The following is a 20,121-nucleotide window of genomic DNA, read 5'->3' as shown; positions in this document are numbered from 1 at the left end:
GTATATGGCCGGTGACGGTGTGCTGGCTTGTTACTGGTGGGGTTTTTTCTTTTCTGCTTCCAAAATGCGCATGGCCACCCTTATCATCACTTTGACTGCCTTTACTATTTTTTCCTGCTCCGGGGTAAGTTTTTTTTCACGGGATACCGTTGAAAGATAATCATCCATTTTGTCACCCGGATATATCAATTAAGTTTAAAAGTCCTTGGCCTTTTTGGTAGGCATAGTATAGCGCTGGTTCAGGTAGCGCAGGGCCGCTGCCAGCTCCCCGTCGGGCCCGCCGTATTGGGTCAGCAGGTATTTGGCCATCGTCACATCCGCGCCGTTATCCACCCGAACCGGGTATTGGAGTTTTTTTTCGTATATCCACATAATAAAAACCTCTTTATTTGTTTATTTACCGGTATTCAATTTCCCATGGCCAGGGTTGTTCCACCCACTGCCACGGGTATGTTGCCGGTGTGAAATCATGTACGGTTAACGGGCCATATCTTTCTTCATAACGCCTTTTCAATTCCTTTAATTGTTGTGTTACCCGGGTATAATCCCTTAAGGCGTTTTGATCATTGGGGTGGGTGTCCAGAAACAATACCAGTTCAATATTTACAAATTCCATTTCCTGTATCTGTTTTAAAAGATTGAGCTGCTGCCCGTCCATAAAACATCCCTCCTTATACGGCTCCGGCAAGCTAATATGGGTAAGGTCTGTACAATTCCGGGAAAAGAGTGCCTTTTCTCAGCGCCTCACCGGGGGGATAAGTTCTGGAGTAGATCTGCCACGGAACATAAGCTTCCGCCAGCCTTATCCCTGCCGGCAAGTGCGGAAAGTAACCAGGCTGACAGCCCTGGAGTTTTTCAGCGATAGTTTGAGGTGGCTGGTTATTATTTTGCGGCATAGACATCCTCCTAATAAACTTTTTAGTAGAATATGCTGGTGCTGGGTAAGTTGTTACTTATTAACAAGAGCCGGTTGCTATTACCGGTTTTCTTTTCGGGAAAAATATTATCAAGTTGCTATGCCGCTTACGCTGGCCGGTGTTCTCTGCGAAATTCATGTGCTTTGGCCGGCGGGGATATCTTAAAAGGGGCTGAAGGAGGCACCTGTATGCAATTGGAACCGGGAGAACGTTCTATTTTGGCATATTTTGGGTCCAGCGACGATGCTCAAAGGGCCGCGGAGGAACTCAAGAATTTGGGTTATGAAAATGTACAGGTTGACCGGATATCCAGGTACGGGGTAAACCACGATGATGAATATAATAATCCTATTATGGGGAGGGCGGAAGCCATTACCGGGCTTACCTTATATTCAGCTAATATCGACCGGTTTGTAGATAGTAACAGGCGTGTTTTATTGAGTTCGGACCCGTCGGTGGGCGGCTTTGCCGGTGTGGAGCTTGCCGGGGAAGAATCTTTTTTGGTGGCTGTAGTTACCGATGACGCCGGCGCCGGCCCGGCGGAGAATATATTGAGGAAGCACGGGGGCAAGTTCTTCTAGGAGGTGTTTTTTTTGGACAGGCCCGATAATTTGCCGGAGTTAACCGAGAGGGTAAGGGAAAATGTGGAAAGGCCGGTTCTTTCCGAAGAGCAAGTGGAATTATATAACTCAGGTTATATAAATGATTTCGAAGAGGTTTTAGAGCTGCTGGAGGAATCGGAGCAGATAAAACCGGAATACCGAAAGAGATTATCTTTTTCTTGAAACCTGCCCACCGGAAAAAGCGGTGGGTAATTTTTTGGAGGAGGATTAAATAATACCGGTAGAGAAATAATTTTCAGAAAATATTTTGAATGCGAGGGATAGCTATGTTTAAGTGTAAACTCACAGATAAGATGACAAATGTATGTATGTGGGAAATTGCGGTATTTAGAGGGGAAAACCGGGACGGGACAAGGGTTTGGAGGGATTTTATTTGGGACATTTCTTATGAGAAATTTTTACCCGGTGGGCGGGATTTTTTTAAATTTCGCGCGCTTTTTGTGGTTATCAATGCGCCGGTGTCAATTAATAACGGCCCGGCGTTACAGGGTGTTAAAAGCCTGTTATAACGCGCGTTACGGGGTGTTATGAAGATAATAGTTAAACCAATACAATTAACTGAAATTAACAGTAATTCCAAAATAATTAAGGAACTTTTTAAGGAACCTACTATGGATTAAGGAACTCCTGACAAAGCCAGTTAAATAAAGGGCTGCAAGGTTTTTGTGAACACAGAGGTTTTGTGATAAAGGAACTTTCAAATACTGAAAAGCGATACATAAATATGCATATTTGTGCATATTTATGTATAAATATGCATTATTTTTGCTGCTTCAAGTAGTTTAAGTATGACTCTATTTTGGCCTGGTCATTTGGATCGCTGGCGGCAATTTGGTTCAATAAACGCTCCAGGTTGACGGGCTGTACAACATTGACATCAGGCTGCATTTCAGAAAGTATATCTTTAATTACCCGGTAGATGGTGGCCCGACTGCCCAGCCTCCAGCCATGCTTTTCAGCAGTTTTTTGCAAGCATATAAGGTAATAGTTATATTTTTGAGCAGGGCTGGCCTTAATAAGATCGCGCAAATATTTAACAGCGGCAGGGTCCATACTTCTTTTACCATACCGGCTTGGCTTTAAAGCAGCTTTGTGAATAAGTCCCTGTACGCCGTTTTTATCATATTTTCGCTCCCACCGAAAAAGGGTCGATAAGCTTATTCCATTTTTGGCGGCCAGCTTTTCCAACTCGGCGGTCAGGTTGCCGTAATCTTGACTCTTGTAGCGGATTTGTTTGGCCTGGAGGACTATTCTTTCCTTCTTAATAGCTTTATCAACGAGGTTATTCCGAAGGGCTTTCTTTTTCATGATACCACCAACTAAAAAACAATTAATTGCTTGACCAGTCACTACAGGTAATTATTGTAAGTTTAACCTGCCGAGACTTGGCTCTGGGTATCTTTTTGTTTTTTTTGGGCTTCCTCTATCACGTCATCGGGAAAGGCACGGCGGAACTGGATCTTGATCCAGCCTTTCATGTCGTCGTCACTGGTGAACCACAGGTCGTAAAGGATATTTACCAGGTAGTCCAGATCGGGATCGCCGGTATCGGCCCGGGGCACTTGGTGGCCGGCGGCCACGGACAGGCCATGTTCTTTTATTACATTATTAAAGGCTTCGATGATAGCCCGCTCACCATAGCGGGCTATTTGATTTTTAAGGGCTTCTTCGGGGGAGATGAACATCTCACCCTCACCAGTTTTAAGCCATGCTACTGAAATGCAATGCTCTGCGGATATAAGCTTTAGAAGTGCTTCTGATGGTTCTTGTAAATCGTTTTCCAAACTAGCAATGTAACCTCTTGAAATAGCAAGTGGTTGTGCGAATTGCTCTTGTGTTAATTTGAGTGCTTTTCTCGCTTGTCGCAAGCGTTTACCAATACTCATAAGAACACCGCATTTCAATAGCATTAAATATTGACAACGCACTTCAGTAGCATTATTATTATGTCCAAGGAATAAAACTTTATAGACAATCCCCAGCCTACCAGGGAAGGAGGAATGACACCGTGGGTAAAGCCAGGGGAATGACGCCGAGAGAGATACGCGCCGAAATGGTCTTACGCGGCATTAAGCTGAAAGACATTGCCGAAAAAGCCGGTGTAACCGTCGGTGCCGTGCACCAAGTCATCTATGGCGTCGGCAGGGTTAAAGGCTATCGCATCAGGCCATTTATCGCCGAGGCCATCGGTAAGACGGTGGAAGAGATATGGCCCGACGGTACACATAGCGATAAAGAGGCATACAAGAAGATATGTCTATAACCATTTAGACAAGATAATTCTATCAAAGTTGCAAGGGGGGTGGCAATGTCCAGGGGACTGAAAGTTTTAGGCACAATAATGGAAATTGGTGGTAATTCATTAGTCGATTAGGGGTATACATAAAAAACCCGGCTCGGGGCCGGGTGAAAAGGAGGGAAAATGACCATGAAACAAAAAGAAACCGTCCAGGGCGGGCAGGCTAAATTCAATTATGGCGGCATTATTGAGTTTCAGGGTAAATACTTTGAAGCTCCTGACTTAAAAAATCTAAATGGCGAAACCGTAATGGTTATACCTAAAGAAGCCAGTACCGTTGGCTTGGAAATAATAAAGGTTTATCATCACGGTCAATATGCAACTGATGCTTTTAATGACATAAAACTTGCCTGGAACAAACGGCTGCACAGGATGGTTGATGAATGCACTAGGAAACAGCAGGGACTTTACTTATAACGAGGGTCTTTAAGAATTTGTGACCAGTCGATCAAGGTTTTGTTTCTATATTTCATTAATAGAAATGCCATCTGCCAGGGTGCTACGGGTTTGCGCTTAATTAAAGAGTCTTCTTTAAAAATAACAAGCCAAGAGTGGCCCAACTCATCTATCGGGGCGAAACCGTAGTTCTTGATAAAATTTTTAATAAAAGTATGATCCCAAGGGCGGCCCGGTAGAGGCTCAATCAATTCCCCATCGCCGTAGACATACTGCTCAAGATTTAAATTGCCTTTTACGAACCAATAGCACCAGTCGGCGATTTTGCCGGTAGAGTCTTTTAGGATAAGCTGGATACCCAAGCGATGGTCAAAAATATAAATACGGTAGCCTTGACTAAAAGACGGGGGCCGCACAGATTCCTTTTCAGCGATGTATCTTAATATATTTTCTTCAAGTGTCTTAATGTACGGTGGGAACATTGGAGTTACAGCGGCCAGGTATTCACACCAAACGGCAAGATCGTATTGAAATTCAGGCAACGGTTCTTTAAGCGGTAACCAGTAATTCATAGCCCCAATAACCTCCTCTAGTTTAAAATAGTGTAATTTTAATATTCGGCGTGGGAGGCGGGTTCCCCTACGGGGGATGTGAGAAATTTCGTTTTTTGGAGGCGGGATATTAAATGGCAAGGAGGGCAAGGAGAAAGAAATTTAAATTTGAGCCTGACCCGAACGAGCTAACGCTTTTAGACTTTGGCCTGGATCCGGGGCATCAAGCACCACAAAACACAGCTCTTCAGCCCGGCACATTCAACATATCCGCCCAGCTCCGGGCTGAGCTGAGCGAGGGCCTGCGCAATTCCGGTTACTCTCGATACGAAGTGGCCGCAAAAATGTCGGAGTTGGTAGGCGTGGAGATAACCAAGAGCCAGCTGGACAGCTGGACGGCGGAATCTAAAGAATACCACCGGTTCCCGGCGGAGTACCTGCCGGCATTCTGCCAGGTGACGGGGCACAAGGAGCCGCTGCGCATCATGGCGAGGCTGGTTCGCTGTCACCTGCTGGAGAGCAAGGAAGCGCTCTTGGCTGAATTAGGTCGGATCGACCAGGCCAAGCGCGATCTCTCCAGGCGGGAGAAAATGGTCAGAGATCTAATTGCGAAGATGTCGGCGACAACGGCTTAACTGAACGTGGCCATCACGGAAAGGGGGAGATCAGGCATCCAGGTGTTGCTAACCGTCAGCGAGGCTGCCCGGATAATGGGGGTAACTGACAGGGCTATACGAAAGAGCATCACATCCGGTAAAATCCGGGCGGTTGCCAGGCATAGCACCAAAGGCCGGGGCGGCATTTCATACATGGTGCCGGTATCATCTCTCCCATTGGAGATCCAGGAAAAATTCTGGAAAGAACGGCAGGCGGAAATACAGGACGACCCCCAGGAGAAAACGTTACAAACCAGCCAGGCCGGTGAGAGGATCAACTCGGTGGCCGAACTGGTCGCCAAATACGGGGAGAAAAAGGCCAACAGCATCCTGGCCGGCGCGCGGAAGCGGGAAAAAATTGTGCTGCAGGCGCTGGAAATCAGGGGCGCATACGGGGAGATAACCGGGCGGATGGAGGGCCTGGCCAAAAAGCACAGGATTGGCCTGAAAACTTTGTACCGGTGGGTAAGCAACTATGAAGAGGAGGGGCTGATCGGCCTGGTGCACAGCAGGTATCGCGAACCCGGGGAGGGACTGGATTTCAAGAAGCGCAGAACGGTAAGTGATGAAATGCGCGATTTTATCATTGCAATGTACCTCAGGAAAATGAGGCCCAAGGGTTCTCACGTTTACAACGAGCTGAAAAAAGCGGCGACCGTCAAGGGCTGGAAGATGCCCAGCAGAGCGACGGTTTACCGCGTTATCAAGGAAATTTCCAAGAGCGAAGCGGTGATGGCCCGGAGAGGCAAGCAGGCGTGGGACCGCGAGATTGAACCGAAAACCAAGCGCACTTACAATAATCTACTGGTTATGCAAGAAATCGTGGGCGACGGGCATACGTTCGACGCTTTCGTGGAGTGGCAGGGCAGGGCCGTGAGGCCGGAGCTGTCCGCCTGGGTCGACCTGCGCAGCCGGAAAATCGTTGGCTGGTGCATTACACCCAAGGCCAATTCCGAAAGCATCGGGCTGGCTTTGAAGCACGCCATAGAAACCCACGGGTTACCCGGTGTGATATATACCGACAACGGCAAGGACTATCTGAGCACGTATATCGAGGCCGTTTGCGAGGACCTGGAAATCGGCATCAGGAATTGTATTCCCAAAACGCCGCAGGCCAAGCTTATTGAGCGCACTTTCCGGGAAGTGCACGACAAGTTCACCCGGTACCAGCCCGGGTACTGCGGCAATAAGCCCGAGAATAGGCCGGAAGGGTTTGACCAGAACAAGCTACTGAAGGCCGGCAAGCTGAAATCAATGGAGAAGTTCACCGAAGATTTTGCAGCATTCGTCGAAGTGTTCAACAATACCGTGCACGGTTCCCTACATGACACACCGGCGAACGTATTCAACGCCAACGAGCATTTTAGACCGGGCAAGGTGGACAAGAATGTGCTGGACGTGCTCTTCATGAAGCGGGAACAAGTGAAGGTGCACCCTGGATATATCCGGCTTTTAGGGCGCGACTTCTGGACGTTCGGCACGGATATTGACTGGTTGATCGGTAAATACGTTGATGTATGGTACGACTTCAACAACATGGGGCAGGTATTAATCCGTTATAACGGCAAGATTGTAGGCACCGCTGTGAACAAGAGGGCGCTGGAACATGGCGAGTCCAGGGCCGACCTGGTGGCTGAGCAAAAAGCCAAGGCGAAACTGGCCAAGGAAACCAGGTGCAGAATCGACGCCTACGCCCAACGGCTGGGCGACGACCTGAACGACATTTTGCCGGAGGATGTGCTGAAGCGCAAGCGCAAGAGGTACGTGACCGGACCGGCCGAAAGCCAAATTGACGGCAATGTACACCGGTTGACCGGCCACGAGAAGGATGCGGCCAGTGCAGTCGAGGTTCTGAACGCGGACAAGGAAAAACCCGACATGGAAAAACCAGTGAAAATGAGCCGGGTCAAAAGGATGTTGCTGGAAGAGGGCAGAAAAGCCCTGGCCCGTTAAAGGGGGTTAACTTATGAATGCAGAGGTAATTGCCATGTCTGAAATCAACGAGAGTGAAGTTCAGAAACTGCGCGAGTGGGTTGACGGGTACATTAAGGACAACGGTATAGCGGTGACCACAATGGCTTCGGAGGCCGGTGTACACCGGTCCGCACTTAGCCTGTTCATCAACCATGGTAAGTACAGCCGCAACGTGATCGAAAAGCTGCGGGCGCTGCGGGAGCGGATCGAGTCGGCGCAGGAAGATAAGACCGACAAACCATCCAACCAGGAAACCCGACAGGCGCTGCCGGCCCGGCAAAAACAGTTTAAACGCGAAGTAGGCATTTTATATACCGAGGATTTTCAGCAGGCCATCGGGATATGCAGTATGTGCCTTCGGGATGGAGAGATCGGTGTGATTGTCGGACATGCCGGATCCGGAAAGACAACAGCCCTGCAGGAGTTTTGCAAAGGCCGACCGGACGTAGTCTATATACGCGCAACGATGACGATGACTGTAAAGGGACTGCTTGGTGCCATCGGTGAGGCGTTGGGACTGGGGGTAATGAGCGGGTCTAAGGAGAAAATGCTGGGCATGGTTATCGCCGCTCTTCGGGAAAGCCCGACAATGCTGATAATAGATGAGGCTGATTTGCTGGTGGATAGGAATTCGGTAGTGCGCATTGAAACCTTGCGGGCCATTTGGGATGAGACTCACTCCGGCCTGGTTTTATGTGGAATGCCCAAGTTGGCCAAGTATTTGGTGAAGGGACCAGGCGGCGACAACAACCTGGCGCAGATTTATTCGCGCGTCCGCAGGGCATACAGAATGAAGGGCGTCTCCCGGGAGGAGTTGCTGCAAATCCTGGAAGGCTTCAACATTAGTGAGCCGGCCAAGAAGTATCTACTGGCCCGGGGAGCTTCCCTCGCCTTTGGGGGGCTAAGAAGACTTACCAGGCTTTTGCAAAACGCACTGGACCTGGTGGAGGATGACGAGCCGATAACACTAGAGGTGATAAAGGAAGCGGATGGGCTTTTGGTTACGCCGGAGTCGCTGGGTTTTTAGCTTTCAGTGTGCAATCGGGCCGGAAACGGCTCACCCCCTCGCCCGGGTTGGCACCCGGAGCCTGAACGAGGAGCCGTACGAAAAGGGGGGTCTATTTTGAGCAGGCGACAATTAGAGAAAGCGAGGTTGGAGTGTTGGGGGAGTAACTGCAAGTATTTCGGACGTTGTGAAATTTATCGGGGTCAGAAGTGCAACCGCTTGGGCGGCAGGAAGGTGCCGCGCATCCGACCGCGTATTTGGGGCTCGCGTTTTTGGGGCGAAGATATGACAAATGCCGGCGACGGGTATTGCGCCCGATAAAAATAAGCTGACGGGGGTTGGGTCATGGGGATAAACAACGAGTTGAGAGAACTCTTCAAAAACCCGATTGTTCATATAGACATCCGGACGGGTGAGGGATTTTGCAGGATTTGGGAATTTTGGGACCAGCAGAGGGTTACCACATCAGGATATATCATATATAACCCAGGTGCGGTTAAAGGCGCGGTTAAACCCGATTCTTCGAAAGAAACACTGGAAAACCTGCACTCCAAAAAAATCAAAAAAGGCAAGTGGTCCCCCGGAGAGAGAAAGCAGGCTGGAGAGTTAATCAACAGAGGCCTGTCTGACGAGGAAATAGCAAAGAGGCTGGGACGCACTGTGTTGGGAGTGAAAAAAATCAGAAAATCAATAATCAGGCGGGCCTTAATAAATGGGCGCAGGAGCCCGGCCTTCCGGGCGGTGGGCTTAAATGGCTGATTTTAGGGATACTGTAAAAGCCATGTTGACATGCGTAAGGGACGGGTTTGCTTCTACGGAAGAGGCGCTGGAAACGATTTTGGAAGCGGCAGAAAACCGGTGCAACAATTGTGAAGCCCTTAAGGATTTAATAACCCTGGCCATGCCGGAACACGCTATTGCCGGTGAAATAAAGTGGCCGGAGGTGACGGATTGAGCAGGGTAAAATTGATTCACCAGAAACTGGCCGTCGCTAGCTCATACCTTGGAAAGGTGCCCGCGGGCATTACCCGGGCTTTTATCCAGGAGGCATCCTATGCCCTTGGGCGGATGGAAATGGTTCAGGCGAAGGGCAGATTGAAAGGCGATATGTGTAATTTATACCTGGACAGGAATCTTTCCGAGCGCGATGATGGGGAACTGGATTTCATTGAGAGAGTGCTGGATAACTGGCTAAATAAAAAGGAGGTTTATTAATGGAAGCTGCCAGGAAACTGGAAACGGAAACCAGGACAGTGAAGGTGAACGGCATAAAATATCGCGTACCGGTGGAAAAGTATGAGCTGGAAGAGCTGATTGCCCGGGGCTGCGCGCTGCAGGCACAAAAAAACAACATAGACCGGCAGCTTAAAGAGCTGAAGGATAAGGCGCTGGAACTGGCCCTGGACCGCATGGGGGATAAAAACACCGTAAGGCTGCACGGCATCGCCGGCATTTGCGAAGTTACACTGAAGCCTGACGTTATCAGCGCCAGCGAGGAGCAGGGCGAAATACTGGAAGCGCTTTTCGGTCCCGCCAGAGAGAAGTACTTTAAGCGCAAGGTGGTGTACCAGGCCACCAGCAAGGGCAGGGAGTTGCTTGCCGACGGTGATTACGAACACAGGGATGAGCTGCGCAAGGCAGTGAAGATCCGCCAGGTGCCGCCTTATATAAGGTTTATTCCATCGGAGGGATAACAGTGGCATCCAGGAAGAAAAACCAGGGCTTTTCCGACCAGGAAAAAGCCCTGGTCGCTTATTTTAAGGAAAAGCTGAAAGAGCGCGGGGTATTGAAGTTTCCCCGGGATTGGCACTTAAAGCAGCTTTCCATTGCCCGGAACATGCTGGCCGGGGAAAATGCTCCTACCGTAGAGCAGTGGAAAGCGTGCATTGACTGGCTGTTCCAGGACCGGTACTGGAAAGATAAAGTGGACCACCTGGCCCGGGTGGAAGCACTGTGGCCTAAGTATGTTTTGAAAGGGGGCGGCAAAAGTGGGCGAGCAGGTGAAAGCCGCGTTCCGCGGCGGGGGGGCTACGGAGGCAGTTTATACGACGAAGAGCTGCCCTTATGACAAATGCGATGGGTCCGGCTGGATATGGCTAAACTCCAATACGGTACAGGAGTGCCGGTGTTTGCTCGACAGAAGAAAACAGGCCAAGATAGAAAAGCTGTTCAAAACAGCGAGAATCCCCAAGCGGTACCAGGACAGGACCCTGGAGAATTTCGACGGAAGCCGCCAGCCCCGGGCATATAAATCTGCCATACGGTATGTGGAACGGTTTCAGCAGCTGGCCCGGGAGAATAAAAACGGGCTCTGCCTGGTGGGTCCCACCGGCACCGGGAAAAGCCACCTGGCCTTTGCCATCCTTAACGAGCTAATCAAACAATCGGTGACAGCCGTTGCCGGGGTGGTCCCGGACCTCCTGGACTCCCTGCGCCCCAAGGTGGGCGTTGCCAGCAGCGCGGAAGCGGAACAGAGACTGGAGATGCTGAAGACGGCGGACCTGGTGCTGCTGGACGACCTGGGGGCGGAAAGGGACTCCGATTGGGCGGTGGAGCGGCTTTACCTCATAATAAATGCCCGGTACATGGAGCAGCTGCCCACCATTATTACTACGAACATACCCCTGGAGCACCTGGGGGCGGATGAATACGGGCAGCCGAGCCTGGCCTGGGAACGGATAGTTTCACGAATAAAGGAAATGTGCTACGTGCTGGCCATGGATGGTGAGGATTACCGAATAAATAGCTAAGCCTATTTATTCGCAAAAGAAAAGGATGGTGAAAAATATGGCTGGAATCAGTAAGCCGCAATTAAGAATGATATGGGCGTCGGCCAGGGAACTGGGACTGGATGAGGATTTGCTCCGCGCTATTGTTAAAAATGTGACGAGAACTGAAAGTATATCGAAGCTTACAAAGCATCAGGCCAAAATAGTTATAGACCACCTTCAGCGCTTCAAGGGCAAGGAACCCGGCATCTGGATGGCATCCAGCAGGCAGAAATGGAAAATAAAGCAGCTGGCCGGCGAGCTGGGCTGGTCGGATAATCCCAGGAGACTTGCCGGGTTTATCAAGAAGTATGCCGGGGTGGAAAATATAAAGTGGCTTACGGCGGATAAGGCCTGGCGGATCATCGAGGGGTTGAAAAAGCTCAAACAGCGGCAGAAGTCTCAAAAGAGGAGCCAAAGGGAGTAAATGATGGGCATGCCCTGGAGTGATCCGCCTAAGCCAAGCCGGAGGTATGGGTGGTGCCGGTACCACCGGCTGTGGCTTACGGTGAAACAGGCCAGAAAGGCCAAATGCGTTGAAAAGAAATGCAGGCACTTTAAAGAAAACTTCAACCATGAACTATGGCGTCAAAGAGCCCGGCAGGGACTATACTAACCGGGTGCCGTGTTACAGGGCTGCGAGAAATAAAGTATAAAGGCGGTGGAGTCAGTGGAAAACTGGATCAATGAGATTAGCGCTGACGATCTACCTGAGCCGTACCGTGAAATATGCAAGATGATTGGCCTGGAAAATGCTTTGAAACTAGCTGATAAGTACCAGGGCACGGCGATATATTTACCCAAGCTGGACGCAACCCTGAGAAAGATTCGGGACGAAAAAATCAGGAAGGATTTTCGGGGCGATAATTTTCGCGAGCTGGCCCGTAAATACGGCCTCACCGAAGTGTGGATAAGGCAGATCGTGGCCGAAGAAGAGCGTGATCCAGGCCCCACATTACTCGATTTTGGTTTAAAGTAAATTTCTAAAGTACTTTATTTGAAAACGCATTGAGTAATCAATAAAATCCCAGGTAAAGCTGGGATTTTTCTTTTTGGTTTGGAGGGTTAGCATGCCAGAGTTACCGGTTGAACTTTACAGGCCGGCAGCGGCCATTTTATTTGGGCTGCTGTGCGGCGCGGCGGGTATCATCGCATATTTTCTACGCGACATCCGCCAGGCGGTCAAGGAGAAACATAAGGAGCAGGATGGCAGGATTGATAAGCTGCAAAATGACTTTGCCGATATGAAAGCGTCACTCCCCCGGCACTATGTTCTGCGGGACGACTTTATCCGGGCCATTGCCGCCCTCGATTCCAAGGTTGATAGTATCAGTAGGGAAATAGGAGAAATTAATAAATCACTAAACCGGCTAATTGGAGGAGATAGAAAGTGAACGGCGGACTGGAGCGATACGAGGCGCGTATTGTGCGCGGTCAACTTATGAAAATTTTAAAGGTGGCTTACCCCGGCCCGGCCAGCCTGGAACTCCTTGAGGTGACCTTGAACGACCGGAAATACCCGATCTCGCCGGCCATTCTAAAGGGCTACCTGGATTACCTGGCGGAAAAGGGCTACGTCAAGGTGTGGGAAGAGCAGGACGATATCATGGGTATAAACCGCACCCTCACAAAGCTGACCGCCGCGGGGGTGGATTTGCTGGAGGGCAATATCCCGGCGGACCCCGGTGTGGTGTTGTAAGTGGGCAGAAGACGCAAGCACTTCAAGATAGAGACCCTTCCTCCGGAAATCGTCGAAGCAGTGAACAAGAAGCTGGTGGACGGCTATACGTACCGGGAAGTCGCAGACTGGCTGATGCAACTCGGGCACGATGTCGGAAAGAGCTCGGTGGCCCGGTACGGCAAGGACTTCCTGTCGCGCCTGGAACGTCTGAAAGTCGTAAAAGAGCAGGCGCGGGCCATAGTGAATTCCAATCCCGACGCGCCGGCGACCGAGATGGCCGAAGCGGCCAACCAGCTCGCCACACAGCTGATCATGGAGTTTCTTATGGAGCTGGATCTGACTGATCTGGCCGAGGCGAAGGTAACAGAAATTCTCAAGGCGCTGGCCAAGTTGGAGTCCTCCAGCGTCCGCCGTGAACAGCTGAAGCTCAACTACAACAGGGGCGTGGAGGCCGCGGCGGCCCGGATCAAGGAGGCGCTGCGAAGCGAAATAACCTCAGATCCAGAACTTTTGGCCAGACTTACGGATATTGTGGAAAGCCAGGCCAGGGAAGTGAGGCAGTAACTGTGAGTATCCTGGGCGATCTGGTCGGAGAAAAATCTAATATATCATTTCTGGAATATTGCAGGGAACACATCATTCTGGATAACGGCCGGCGATATGACCCTGTCAATCGCAGGTGCATGGAGGAAATCTTTAAAGATTATAACTCGCACCCTCATATCACCATTGAAAAAGGCGCACAAACCGGCTTTTCCACCCTGGCAATCGCGCACAGCCTGTACATGGTCGATGTCCGGGGGCGCACTGTAATCTATTACCTGCCGACCGATAAAATGGCCCGCGATTTCGGCCCGACCAGATTCGATCCATACATTGACCGCAGCCCCTACCTAAAGGGAAGGCTCCGAGGCACTGACCAGGCCGGACTCAAGCAGATCGGCACTCACTTTTTGTACATCCGCGGTCTGGTCTCCAAGACCGGGGCCATTTCCATCCCGGCGGACGAAATTAAGTTTGACGAAGTGGCCCTGATAAACCCGGAGAATATGGAGCTGGCCCAGGACCGCATTTCTGCTTCGGACCTGGCCTGGCAGAAATATTTCAGCGTGGCGTTATTCCCGGAGGACGGCATTGACGAACTGTACCGGGCCAGCGACATGCGCAAGTGGTTTGTGCGCTGCGAGGGCTGCAACCGGGAGGCCCCGGTGGAGGAAGACTTTCCGGAGAACTTTGTTAAAAAAGACGGAGTTGTGTTCCTGGTATGTCCTGTATGCGGTAAGCCGCTTGATGTGGAAAACGGGCGCTGGGTGGCGGAGCACCCGGACCGGGCTGACCGGCGCGGGTACCGGGTGCCGCAGCTGATCATACCCGACCTGAAGCTGGACCTGATCTGGAATCGCTGGCAGGTGGCCAAGGATAAGCCCAGCAAAAAAGCGACTTTCAAGCGCAGCGTACTGGCCATCCCGGACAGCGGTAACATGCAGCCGGTCAGCCCCGAGGCTTTACGCCGTGTAGAGGAAGCTAGCGACTATTACTTCCAGGACCGCAGCGACGAAATTACCGGCATAGGCATTGACATGGGAGACAAGGCGCACGTGGCCGTGGCCGCGCCGTATGGTATTGAGGGAATGCGCTGCCTGGCGTTTTACGAGGTGGACGTGGAAGACCTGGTGGAATTGATACAGGCACTGGAAAGGCCTTTCAATGTGGGCGCGCTGGTGATCGATGCAATGCCCTACAAGACGGAAAGCAAGCGGGTGGTCAGAACGCTTGAACGCGCCCGGGGGTATATTCAGTATTTCAAGGGAGATGTGCTGAAGGAAGGTGTTGAGGGCGAGGACGCCCGAGCAGTTAATAAAGTAACCGTTGACCGGGATGAGTCCCTTGATGAAACCACGGACCTGTTTGCCGCCAATCCTCCCGCTGCCCTTCTCCCCCGCCCGCGGACACCGGAGGAAGAGAAAATATATAAAACGGTGAAAAGCCACTTGCTCAAGCTGGTCAAGGAAGAGATTGAAGAAGGCGGCGAAAAACGCATTCGCTATAAAAAGAACGTTGAAAACCACTTCGGAATGGCGATAAATTCCGCGCGTATAGCCCTGTATCTGGCTGTGGGCAGGCGTTTGCTAATGGGACCAGTGGAATACACCACGGTGCAGCGACGGCGCTTTACCAGAAAGGGGGCGTATTAATTGGCGCAAATACTGGGACCGGACGGCAAACCGATAAGGACAAACAAACCAGTAACCTGGGAAATTGCCGTGGCCTCGGTAAGGGATAAATTTTCTAGTTACCCCTCGCGCGGCCTTACCCCCCAGCGCCTGGGCAGTATATTTCGGGATGCTGACCTGGGTGACGTATACAGGCAGGCGGAGCTGTTTGAAGAGATGGAAGAAAAAGACACACACCTGTATTCAATACTGCAAACTAGGAAAAACGCCGTGCTGGGCCTGGACTGGGATATTATGCCCTATTCGGATGACCCGGAAGATGTCCGGGTGGCGGACATGGTGCGCGAAGCATTTGAATTTGAAGGACTGGAAGACGCCCTGCTGGATTTGCTGGATGCCATCGGTAAAGGGTTTGCCGTGACGGAAATAATGTGGCAGATCGAAGAAGGCAGGGCTGTCGTGGAAAGATTGAAATGGGTACATCAAAAGCGGTTCAGGTTCGGCGATCTGGATGAGCTACGGTTGCTGACGGAAAATGATATGGCCCGGGGAGTAGAGCTGCCAAAGAACAAATTTATCGTCCATAAATACAAAGCCAAATCGGGACACCCCTCCCGGGCGGGAGTGCTCAGGGTATGCGCCTGGATGTACTTATTCAAAAACTACGGCATCAAGGATTGGGTTGCTTTTGCGGAAGTGTACGGGATGCCGATCCGCCTGGGCAAGTATGATGCGTCAACTTCAAAGGAAGATCGGGAAGCACTGATTCAAGCGGTGACCCAATTGGGCAGTGATGCCGCCGGCATTATCTCGAAGAGCACTGAAATTGAATTTATTGAGTCGGTCAAGCGGGCGGACAATATATATGAAGCCCTGGTTGAATTTTGCAACCGGGAAATGTCCAAGGCCGTGCTGGGGCAGACGCTGACCACTGACGTAGGTAAAACGGGCAGCTATGCGGCCAGCAAAACACACAACGAGGTTCGCCAGGATTTGATCGAAGCTGATTGCAAGGCCCTGGCGGAAACACTGCGTAAGCACCTGATCAAACCCCTGGTTATGTTTAATATACCGGGTGCAAACTTGCGCCGGCTGCCCTGGGTAAAGTTCAAGTACGAGCCGCCGGAAGACCTGGAAATGACATCAAGGATATATAAAACGGTGGTAACCGAAATGGGCCTTCCGGTAGCCAAGGACCACATATATGAGAAATTCGGCATTCCAAAGCCGGGCAAGAATGAAGAGTTATTACTCCCCCCTGCCCCCGCCGCTCCCATGTCAATGAAGGCGGACGGACTACTGCTAGCCCTTGCCAATAGGGCCGACCGGGTTAAAGCGCAAAAGGACATTGACGCGCTGGCGGATCGGTCCGTCAAAGAAAGTTTGCCGGTAATAAGACAATTACTGGAACCCGTGCTGGAAGCGATTCATAACGCTTCTTCTCCGGATCAGCTGAAAAAGCAGCTGGTTGAAATATATAACCGGATGGATACATCCGACTTGGAGGATTTGATAGCCAGAGCGTTATTTGTGGCCGACTTGTACGGTAGGTGGATGGCGGATGAAAGTTAGAGCCGAGCCCGTACCTTTTGAAGAGGCCATTGAGTTTTTTCGAGACAAAGTACCCTTGACCCCGGAAGAGTTTGCGCAACTTGAGCGAGAGTACAGGGCCAAGGCGTTTACCATCAGCGGTATCGCGGCGCTGGATATCCTGAATGACATCTTGCTGGAACTGCAAAAGGTGCTGGATGAAGGGATAACTTTTGAGGAATGGCGCAGTAAGGTAAATGAGATGCTGGAGCGCAAAGGTTGGGACGGCCTGTCGCCCTACCGGGTCGACAATATTTTTCGGACGAACATCCAAACAGCGTTTTCCGTGGGCAGCTGGCAGCGGATGACCGACCCGGATGTTATGGCCAAGCGCCCGTATGGGATGTATGACGCGGTAAACGACCGCAAGACAAGGCCAACGCATTTGGCCATGGATCGCAAGGTGTTTCCTTTAGACCATCCTGTATGGGATACTTGGTGGCCGCCCAACGGTTACCGCTGCCGGTGTGGAGTAAGGAGTCTCTCGGAGAGAGATGTGAAGCGGCTGGGGCTTACCGTTGAAACAGAGCTTCCCAATATGGTGCAGCCGCCCGGGCAGCTGGCCAGGCCGCTGATGCCCGACCCCGGGTTTGATTGTAACCCGGCAAAGAAAACCTGGGAGCCGGATCTAAACAAATACTCGGATATATTACAGGAAGCATACCGGCGCAGGGCCAAAATGGGGCAATAACGCCGCGTAACGGCTGTAACGCCCGAAAATCAAGGATTGTAACGTTTTTCGGTAAACCCTGTAACGGTTTAGTAACCTATCAGATACTGGTTAAATATGACAAATTAATTCTGAGGCCGCTGGAAGCTGTTTTACGGGAGGTGAAGATTTGTTAAGTAGAAAGGGTATGAATCGAAAATTGTAACGCAAGATAACGGTGCTGTAACGCGTTGTAACGCTATTTTACAGCGGGGTAACACTTTTATAACGCCTGTTGGCTGATTGGTGGTGATTGTCTTCAATAAGAACAGTTATCGTTTGCTGACCCTGTCCGGCGTGCAAATTGAGGGCGTGCCGGAAGAGATACAGGTTATACCGTTCGGTATTGTTCGCAGTAAAAAGGGGGACTTCCTGGGAGACGAAGAGGCATACCGTGAGATTATCGACCACTTCAACCGGGAAAAAAATGACGTGGTAATCGATTACGAGCACCAGACCCTGGAAGGAGTAGAAGCGCCGGCTGCAGGGTGGATTAAAGAACTGGTCAATAAAGGTACGGAAGGGTTGTGGGCAAAAGTGGAATGGACCCCCCGGGCCAGGGAGTACCTGGCCAACAGGGAATACCGCTACCTCAGCCCGGTAATATGGGTTCGCAAGTCAGATAAAAGAGCTGTGATTTTGCATTCCGCCGCGCTGACAAATATCCCGGCCATTGATGGGATGGTGCCGATTGTGAATAAGTTGGGCGGGATGCCCGAAAAGGAGGATGAAAAGGAAATGGAGTTCAGACTCATGGTTTTAAAAGCCCTCGGACTTCCCAAAGACGCAACCGACGATCAAGTTTCTGAGGCGATCAAAAAGTTGAGAAATAGCGCCCGTGATATTGAGGGGCTTACAGCTTTTAAACAGGATGTGTTAAAAACTCTGGAGCTTAACGAAGATGCCACGGCGGAGCAGGCCCGGGGCAAGATCATCGCATTGAAAAACCCGTCCGGGTATGTCCCGGTGGAGCAGTTTATCGAGTTGAAAAAGCGCCTGGACATGAAAGACCGGGACGAACTGGTACAAATGGCGCTCAAGTCCGGCAAAGTGGCCCCGGCTCAAAAAGCGTGGGCCGAGCAATACGCACTGAAAGACCCGGCAGGATTTAGAGCGTTTCTTGAGCATGCCCCGGTAGTCGTGCCCGTCGGTACCGATTTAACCGGTAGCAATTTGCCGCCCGGATCTGGCGGGAAACCGGACGAAGTCCAGTTATCCGTAAACAAGATGCTGGGCATAGACGATGAAACGTACAGGAAGTATTACGGGGGTGAGCAGTAATGCCTCTGACAACAGACAGGAACACGCCATATCGGAAGGGTGAAATATTGGAACTGGACGTGGCAGCCAATGCGGTGATCTATGCGGGCTCCCTGGTGGCGGTTAATGCTGCCGGGTATGCTGTTCCCGGATTTGCCAGCGCCGGCCTTAAGGCTGCCGGGCGCGCAGAGGAATTCGTTGACAACACCGGCGGCGCTGACGGGGCGGTAAAAGTCCGGGTAAGGCGCGGGGTGTTTAAATTCGACAATGACGGCGCCGACCCGGTGGGGCAGGGCCACCTGTTGAGCACCTGTTACATCTTAGACGACCAGACGGTGGCGGCCACGGACGGCGGCGGTACCCGTAGCGCGGCGGGCGTAGTAGTGAGTGTCGAGTCATCCGCCGTGTGGGTGGCAGTCGGGCTGTTCGACCGCTGCGCCGATGCACAGAATGATGTGGCGGCAGCTGATGCTGCCCCGGCGGCCGGGACTGCCCCGACCAAGGAAGAATTTGACGCCGTTGTTACTGTAACCAACGAGACCAAGGCGGTCCTCAATGGCCTGCTGGCCAAGCTGCGATCCGCCGGCCTACTGAACTCATAAGGAGGCATAAAGAACAATGATAGTTAACCAGGCGACATTGCAGAGCATTTACCGCGGATTCAAGGTCATCTTTGAAGAAGCATTCAAGAACGCCAAGCCGCTGTATGAAAGAGTGGCAACTGTGGTACCCTCCACAACTAGGTCGGAGGAATATAAATGGCTGGGCAAGGTCCCGCGGATGCGTGAATGGATCGGTGACCGGGTCGTAGAAAATCTGTCGGCTTTTGGATTCACAATAAAAAACAAACCCTTCGAAGCCACCGTGGGCGTGGACCGGGACGATATCGAGGACGACGCCATCGGCCTGTATAACCCGATTATTCAGGCGCTGGGTGTTTCAGCGGCAGAACATCCCGATGAGTTGGTTTTTGAGCTGTTGCTCAATGGGTTTACCAGCCTGTGCTATGACGGTCAATATTTCTTTGACGAGGACCACAGGGACGGCAATGGACCTATACAGAGCAACAGGGGTACTGCGGCGCTCTCCCCTGACTCGTATTCGGCGGCGAGGGCGCAGATGATGAGCCTTAAGGATGAGCACGGCAGGCCGTTGAACATAACCCCTAACCTTCTTGTTGTAAGTCCGCATAACGATAAAACGGGCCGCGAAATCCTCCTGGCGGAAAGAACATCCAGCGGGGCCACAAACGTTAATCGCGGCACGGCAGATCTTTTGGTGGTGCCGGCCCTTTCCGTAAATCCGACCGCCTGGTTCCTGCTGGATACCACGAAGCCGGTAAAACCGTTAATTTTCCAGCAACGCAAAAAGCCCGAGTTTACAGCCCTGGACAGCCCAACTGATGAGAACGTGTTCATGCGTAAGGAATTCTTGTACGGGGTCGACTGCAGGGATAACGTAGGCTACGGCCTCTGGCAGTTAGCCTACGGCAGCACCGGAACAACGCAATAAGTAAC

The 20,121-nt window shown here is 51.3% G+C and carries 31 protein-coding genes and 1 pseudogene; 25 read left to right on the top strand and 7 right to left on the bottom strand.

Annotation, left to right across the window (positions count from 1 at the left end; all coding sequences use genetic code 11):
• Positions 1-30: 30 nt before the first annotated feature.
• The 4 genes and pseudogenes from ACX4JR_RS13820 to ACX4JR_RS13805 form a co-directional block, all read right to left on the bottom strand.
• Positions 31-168 carry a hypothetical protein gene (locus ACX4JR_RS13820; protein WP_476058602.1) on the bottom strand — a complete coding sequence of 46 codons (138 nt, stop codon included), beginning with the start codon at positions 166-168 and terminating at the stop codon, positions 31-33.
• A gap of 36 nt (positions 169-204) precedes the next feature.
• A pseudogene (locus tag ACX4JR_RS13815) lies at positions 205-372 on the bottom strand (manganese catalase family protein); the annotation flags it as partial.
• Between the two features lie 25 nt (positions 373-397).
• Complete coding sequence (locus ACX4JR_RS13810; protein WP_476058601.1) at positions 398-658, bottom strand: spore coat protein CotJB; 261 nt, start codon at positions 656-658, stop codon at positions 398-400.
• Between the two features lie 31 nt (positions 659-689).
• Entirely contained in the window at positions 690-896 is a 207-nt protein-coding gene (locus ACX4JR_RS13805) for a spore coat associated protein CotJA (RefSeq protein ID WP_476058600.1), read from the bottom strand.
• Positions 897-1,105: 209 nt separating this feature from the next.
• Here ACX4JR_RS13805 and ACX4JR_RS13800 point away from each other — a divergent pair, with 209 nt between their 5' ends.
• Together ACX4JR_RS13800 and ACX4JR_RS13795 are read left to right on the top strand one after the other, a co-directional pair.
• Positions 1,106-1,498 (top strand): hypothetical protein, encoded by a 393-nt coding sequence (locus tag ACX4JR_RS13800; RefSeq protein WP_476058599.1) that lies wholly within the window; start codon positions 1,106-1,108, stop codon positions 1,496-1,498.
• 12 nt (positions 1,499-1,510) lie between these two features.
• Positions 1,511-1,702, top strand: a complete 192-nt coding sequence (locus ACX4JR_RS13795; protein ID WP_476058598.1) for a hypothetical protein — start codon at positions 1,511-1,513, stop codon at positions 1,700-1,702.
• 597 nt (positions 1,703-2,299) lie between these two features.
• Here ACX4JR_RS13795 and ACX4JR_RS13790 read toward each other — a convergent pair.
• A complete protein-coding gene (locus tag ACX4JR_RS13790; protein WP_476058597.1) occupies positions 2,300-2,848 on the bottom strand; it encodes a hypothetical protein in 549 nt (182 codons plus the stop codon).
• Positions 2,849-2,910: 62 nt separating this feature from the next.
• Positions 2,911-3,426 carry a helix-turn-helix domain-containing protein gene (locus ACX4JR_RS13785; RefSeq protein WP_476058596.1) on the bottom strand — a complete coding sequence of 172 codons (516 nt, stop codon included), beginning with the start codon at positions 3,424-3,426 and terminating at the stop codon, positions 2,911-2,913.
• Between the two features lie 140 nt (positions 3,427-3,566).
• Between ACX4JR_RS13785 and ACX4JR_RS13780 the strand changes: the two genes are divergently transcribed.
• Together ACX4JR_RS13780 and ACX4JR_RS13775 are read left to right on the top strand one after the other, a co-directional pair.
• Complete coding sequence (locus ACX4JR_RS13780; protein WP_476058595.1) at positions 3,567-3,803, top strand: helix-turn-helix domain-containing protein; 237 nt, start codon at positions 3,567-3,569, stop codon at positions 3,801-3,803.
• A gap of 165 nt (positions 3,804-3,968) precedes the next feature.
• Positions 3,969-4,256 (top strand): hypothetical protein, encoded by a 288-nt coding sequence (locus ACX4JR_RS13775; protein WP_476058594.1) that lies wholly within the window; start codon positions 3,969-3,971, stop codon positions 4,254-4,256.
• Here ACX4JR_RS13775 and ACX4JR_RS13770 read toward each other — a convergent pair.
• A complete protein-coding gene (locus ACX4JR_RS13770; protein ID WP_476058593.1) occupies positions 4,247-4,807 on the bottom strand; it encodes a hypothetical protein in 561 nt (186 codons plus the stop codon). The genes ACX4JR_RS13775 and ACX4JR_RS13770 overlap by 10 nt on opposite strands.
• Before the next feature lie 113 nt (positions 4,808-4,920).
• On the opposite strand from ACX4JR_RS13770, the gene ACX4JR_RS13765 reads away from it, so the two are divergent.
• From ACX4JR_RS13765 to ACX4JR_RS13665, 21 genes are all read left to right on the top strand, one after another.
• Positions 4,921-5,421 (top strand): hypothetical protein, encoded by a 501-nt coding sequence (locus tag ACX4JR_RS13765; RefSeq protein ID WP_476058592.1) that lies wholly within the window; start codon positions 4,921-4,923, stop codon positions 5,419-5,421.
• 6 nt (positions 5,422-5,427) lie between these two features.
• The gene (locus ACX4JR_RS13760) at positions 5,428-7,395 is read left to right on the top strand and encodes a DNA-binding domain-containing protein (RefSeq protein WP_476058591.1); all 1,968 of its coding nucleotides are present in this window, start codon (positions 5,428-5,430) and stop codon (positions 7,393-7,395) included.
• 13 nt (positions 7,396-7,408) lie between these two features.
• Positions 7,409-8,443, top strand: a complete 1,035-nt coding sequence (locus tag ACX4JR_RS13755; RefSeq protein ID WP_476058590.1) for an AAA family ATPase — start codon at positions 7,409-7,411, stop codon at positions 8,441-8,443.
• 96 nt (positions 8,444-8,539) lie between these two features.
• Entirely contained in the window at positions 8,540-8,743 is a 204-nt protein-coding gene (locus ACX4JR_RS13750; protein ID WP_476058589.1) for a hypothetical protein, read from the top strand.
• 24 nt (positions 8,744-8,767) lie between these two features.
• Entirely contained in the window at positions 8,768-9,181 is a 414-nt protein-coding gene (locus ACX4JR_RS13745; protein WP_476058588.1) for a hypothetical protein, read from the top strand.
• Positions 9,174-9,377 carry a hypothetical protein gene (locus tag ACX4JR_RS13740; protein WP_476058587.1) on the top strand — a complete coding sequence of 68 codons (204 nt, stop codon included), beginning with the start codon at positions 9,174-9,176 and terminating at the stop codon, positions 9,375-9,377. Before ACX4JR_RS13745 ends, ACX4JR_RS13740 begins: the two co-directional genes overlap by 8 nt.
• On the top strand, positions 9,374-9,637 hold the full coding sequence (locus ACX4JR_RS13735; RefSeq protein WP_476058586.1) for a hypothetical protein: 264 nt from the start codon (positions 9,374-9,376) through the stop codon (positions 9,635-9,637). Before ACX4JR_RS13740 ends, ACX4JR_RS13735 begins: the two co-directional genes overlap by 4 nt.
• The gene (locus ACX4JR_RS13730; protein WP_476058585.1) at positions 9,637-10,116 is read left to right on the top strand and encodes a hypothetical protein; all 480 of its coding nucleotides are present in this window, start codon (positions 9,637-9,639) and stop codon (positions 10,114-10,116) included. Before ACX4JR_RS13735 ends, ACX4JR_RS13730 begins: the two co-directional genes overlap by 1 nt.
• 2 nt (positions 10,117-10,118) lie before the next feature.
• Entirely contained in the window at positions 10,119-10,490 is a 372-nt protein-coding gene (locus tag ACX4JR_RS13725; protein WP_476058584.1) for a hypothetical protein, read from the top strand.
• A 61-nt stretch (positions 10,491-10,551) separates the two neighbouring features.
• Positions 10,552-11,172, top strand: a complete 621-nt coding sequence (locus ACX4JR_RS13720; RefSeq protein ID WP_476058583.1) for an ATP-binding protein — start codon at positions 10,552-10,554, stop codon at positions 11,170-11,172.
• 37 nt (positions 11,173-11,209) lie between these two features.
• The gene (locus tag ACX4JR_RS13715; protein ID WP_476058582.1) at positions 11,210-11,617 is read left to right on the top strand and encodes a regulatory protein GemA; all 408 of its coding nucleotides are present in this window, start codon (positions 11,210-11,212) and stop codon (positions 11,615-11,617) included.
• Between the two features lie 243 nt (positions 11,618-11,860).
• Positions 11,861-12,169, top strand: a complete 309-nt coding sequence (locus ACX4JR_RS13710) for a Mor transcription activator family protein (protein ID WP_476058581.1) — start codon at positions 11,861-11,863, stop codon at positions 12,167-12,169.
• Between the two features lie 91 nt (positions 12,170-12,260).
• Complete coding sequence (locus ACX4JR_RS13705) at positions 12,261-12,584, top strand: hypothetical protein (protein WP_476058580.1); 324 nt, start codon at positions 12,261-12,263, stop codon at positions 12,582-12,584.
• Entirely contained in the window at positions 12,581-12,889 is a 309-nt protein-coding gene (locus ACX4JR_RS13700; protein ID WP_476058579.1) for a hypothetical protein, read from the top strand. Before ACX4JR_RS13705 ends, ACX4JR_RS13700 begins: the two co-directional genes overlap by 4 nt.
• On the top strand, positions 12,890-13,435 hold the full coding sequence (locus ACX4JR_RS13695; RefSeq protein WP_476058578.1) for a phage protein Gp27 family protein: 546 nt from the start codon (positions 12,890-12,892) through the stop codon (positions 13,433-13,435).
• A gap of 2 nt (positions 13,436-13,437) precedes the next feature.
• Positions 13,438-15,066, top strand: a complete 1,629-nt coding sequence (locus ACX4JR_RS13690) for a phage terminase large subunit family protein (protein WP_476058577.1) — start codon at positions 13,438-13,440, stop codon at positions 15,064-15,066.
• Positions 15,067-16,617 carry a DUF935 domain-containing protein gene (locus ACX4JR_RS13685; protein ID WP_476058576.1) on the top strand — a complete coding sequence of 517 codons (1,551 nt, stop codon included), beginning with the start codon at positions 15,067-15,069 and terminating at the stop codon, positions 16,615-16,617.
• Positions 16,607-17,326 (top strand): phage head morphogenesis protein, encoded by a 720-nt coding sequence (locus tag ACX4JR_RS13680; RefSeq protein WP_476058575.1) that lies wholly within the window; start codon positions 16,607-16,609, stop codon positions 17,324-17,326. The genes ACX4JR_RS13685 and ACX4JR_RS13680 overlap by 11 nt, the downstream gene beginning before the upstream one ends.
• Positions 17,327-17,593: 267 nt before the next feature.
• On the top strand, positions 17,594-18,625 hold the full coding sequence (locus tag ACX4JR_RS13675) for a phage protease (protein WP_476058574.1): 1,032 nt from the start codon (positions 17,594-17,596) through the stop codon (positions 18,623-18,625).
• Positions 18,625-19,206 carry a hypothetical protein gene (locus ACX4JR_RS13670; protein WP_476058573.1) on the top strand — a complete coding sequence of 194 codons (582 nt, stop codon included), beginning with the start codon at positions 18,625-18,627 and terminating at the stop codon, positions 19,204-19,206. Before ACX4JR_RS13675 ends, ACX4JR_RS13670 begins: the two co-directional genes overlap by 1 nt.
• Positions 19,207-19,222: 16 nt before the next feature.
• On the top strand, positions 19,223-20,116 hold the full coding sequence (locus tag ACX4JR_RS13665) for a Mu-like prophage major head subunit gpT family protein (protein WP_476058572.1): 894 nt from the start codon (positions 19,223-19,225) through the stop codon (positions 20,114-20,116).
• The last annotated feature ends 5 nt before the right edge of the window (positions 20,117-20,121 follow it).

The organism is Desulfofundulus sp. JL263-se, from assembly GCF_056316025.1.
This window is presented reverse-complemented; position numbering and strand designations above follow the sequence as displayed.

Bases quoted from the DNA above. Each gene is read 5' to 3' on its own strand.
- ACX4JR_RS13820 (WP_476058602.1), bottom strand. From the start codon at position 168: ATGGATGATTATCTTTCAACGGTATCCCGTGAAAAAAAACTTACCCCG.
- ACX4JR_RS13810 (WP_476058601.1), bottom strand. From the start codon at position 658: ATGGACGGGCAGCAGCTCAATCTTTTAAAACAGATACAGGAAATGGAA.
- ACX4JR_RS13805 (WP_476058600.1), bottom strand. From the start codon at position 896: ATGCCGCAAAATAATAACCAGCCACCTCAAACTATCGCTGAAAAACTC.
- ACX4JR_RS13800 (WP_476058599.1), top strand. From the start codon at position 1,106: ATGCAATTGGAACCGGGAGAACGTTCTATTTTGGCATATTTTGGGTCC.
- ACX4JR_RS13790 (WP_476058597.1), bottom strand. From the start codon at position 2,848: ATGAAAAAGAAAGCCCTTCGGAATAACCTCGTTGATAAAGCTATTAAG.
- ACX4JR_RS13785 (WP_476058596.1), bottom strand. From the start codon at position 3,426: ATGAGTATTGGTAAACGCTTGCGACAAGCGAGAAAAGCACTCAAATTA.
- ACX4JR_RS13780 (WP_476058595.1), top strand. From the start codon at position 3,567: ATGACGCCGAGAGAGATACGCGCCGAAATGGTCTTACGCGGCATTAAG.
- ACX4JR_RS13775 (WP_476058594.1), top strand. From the start codon at position 3,969: ATGAAACAAAAAGAAACCGTCCAGGGCGGGCAGGCTAAATTCAATTAT.
- ACX4JR_RS13770 (WP_476058593.1), bottom strand. From the start codon at position 4,807: ATGAATTACTGGTTACCGCTTAAAGAACCGTTGCCTGAATTTCAATAC.
- ACX4JR_RS13765 (WP_476058592.1), top strand. From the start codon at position 4,921: ATGGCAAGGAGGGCAAGGAGAAAGAAATTTAAATTTGAGCCTGACCCG.
- ACX4JR_RS13755 (WP_476058590.1), top strand. From the start codon at position 7,409: ATGAATGCAGAGGTAATTGCCATGTCTGAAATCAACGAGAGTGAAGTT.
- ACX4JR_RS13745 (WP_476058588.1), top strand. From the start codon at position 8,768: ATGGGGATAAACAACGAGTTGAGAGAACTCTTCAAAAACCCGATTGTT.
- ACX4JR_RS13740 (WP_476058587.1), top strand. From the start codon at position 9,174: ATGGCTGATTTTAGGGATACTGTAAAAGCCATGTTGACATGCGTAAGG.
- ACX4JR_RS13730 (WP_476058585.1), top strand. From the start codon at position 9,637: ATGGAAGCTGCCAGGAAACTGGAAACGGAAACCAGGACAGTGAAGGTG.
- ACX4JR_RS13715 (WP_476058582.1), top strand. From the start codon at position 11,210: ATGGCTGGAATCAGTAAGCCGCAATTAAGAATGATATGGGCGTCGGCC.
- ACX4JR_RS13705 (WP_476058580.1), top strand. From the start codon at position 12,261: ATGCCAGAGTTACCGGTTGAACTTTACAGGCCGGCAGCGGCCATTTTA.
- ACX4JR_RS13680 (WP_476058575.1), top strand. From the start codon at position 16,607: ATGAAAGTTAGAGCCGAGCCCGTACCTTTTGAAGAGGCCATTGAGTTT.
- ACX4JR_RS13670 (WP_476058573.1), top strand. From the start codon at position 18,625: ATGCCTCTGACAACAGACAGGAACACGCCATATCGGAAGGGTGAAATA.
- ACX4JR_RS13665 (WP_476058572.1), top strand. From the start codon at position 19,223: ATGATAGTTAACCAGGCGACATTGCAGAGCATTTACCGCGGATTCAAG.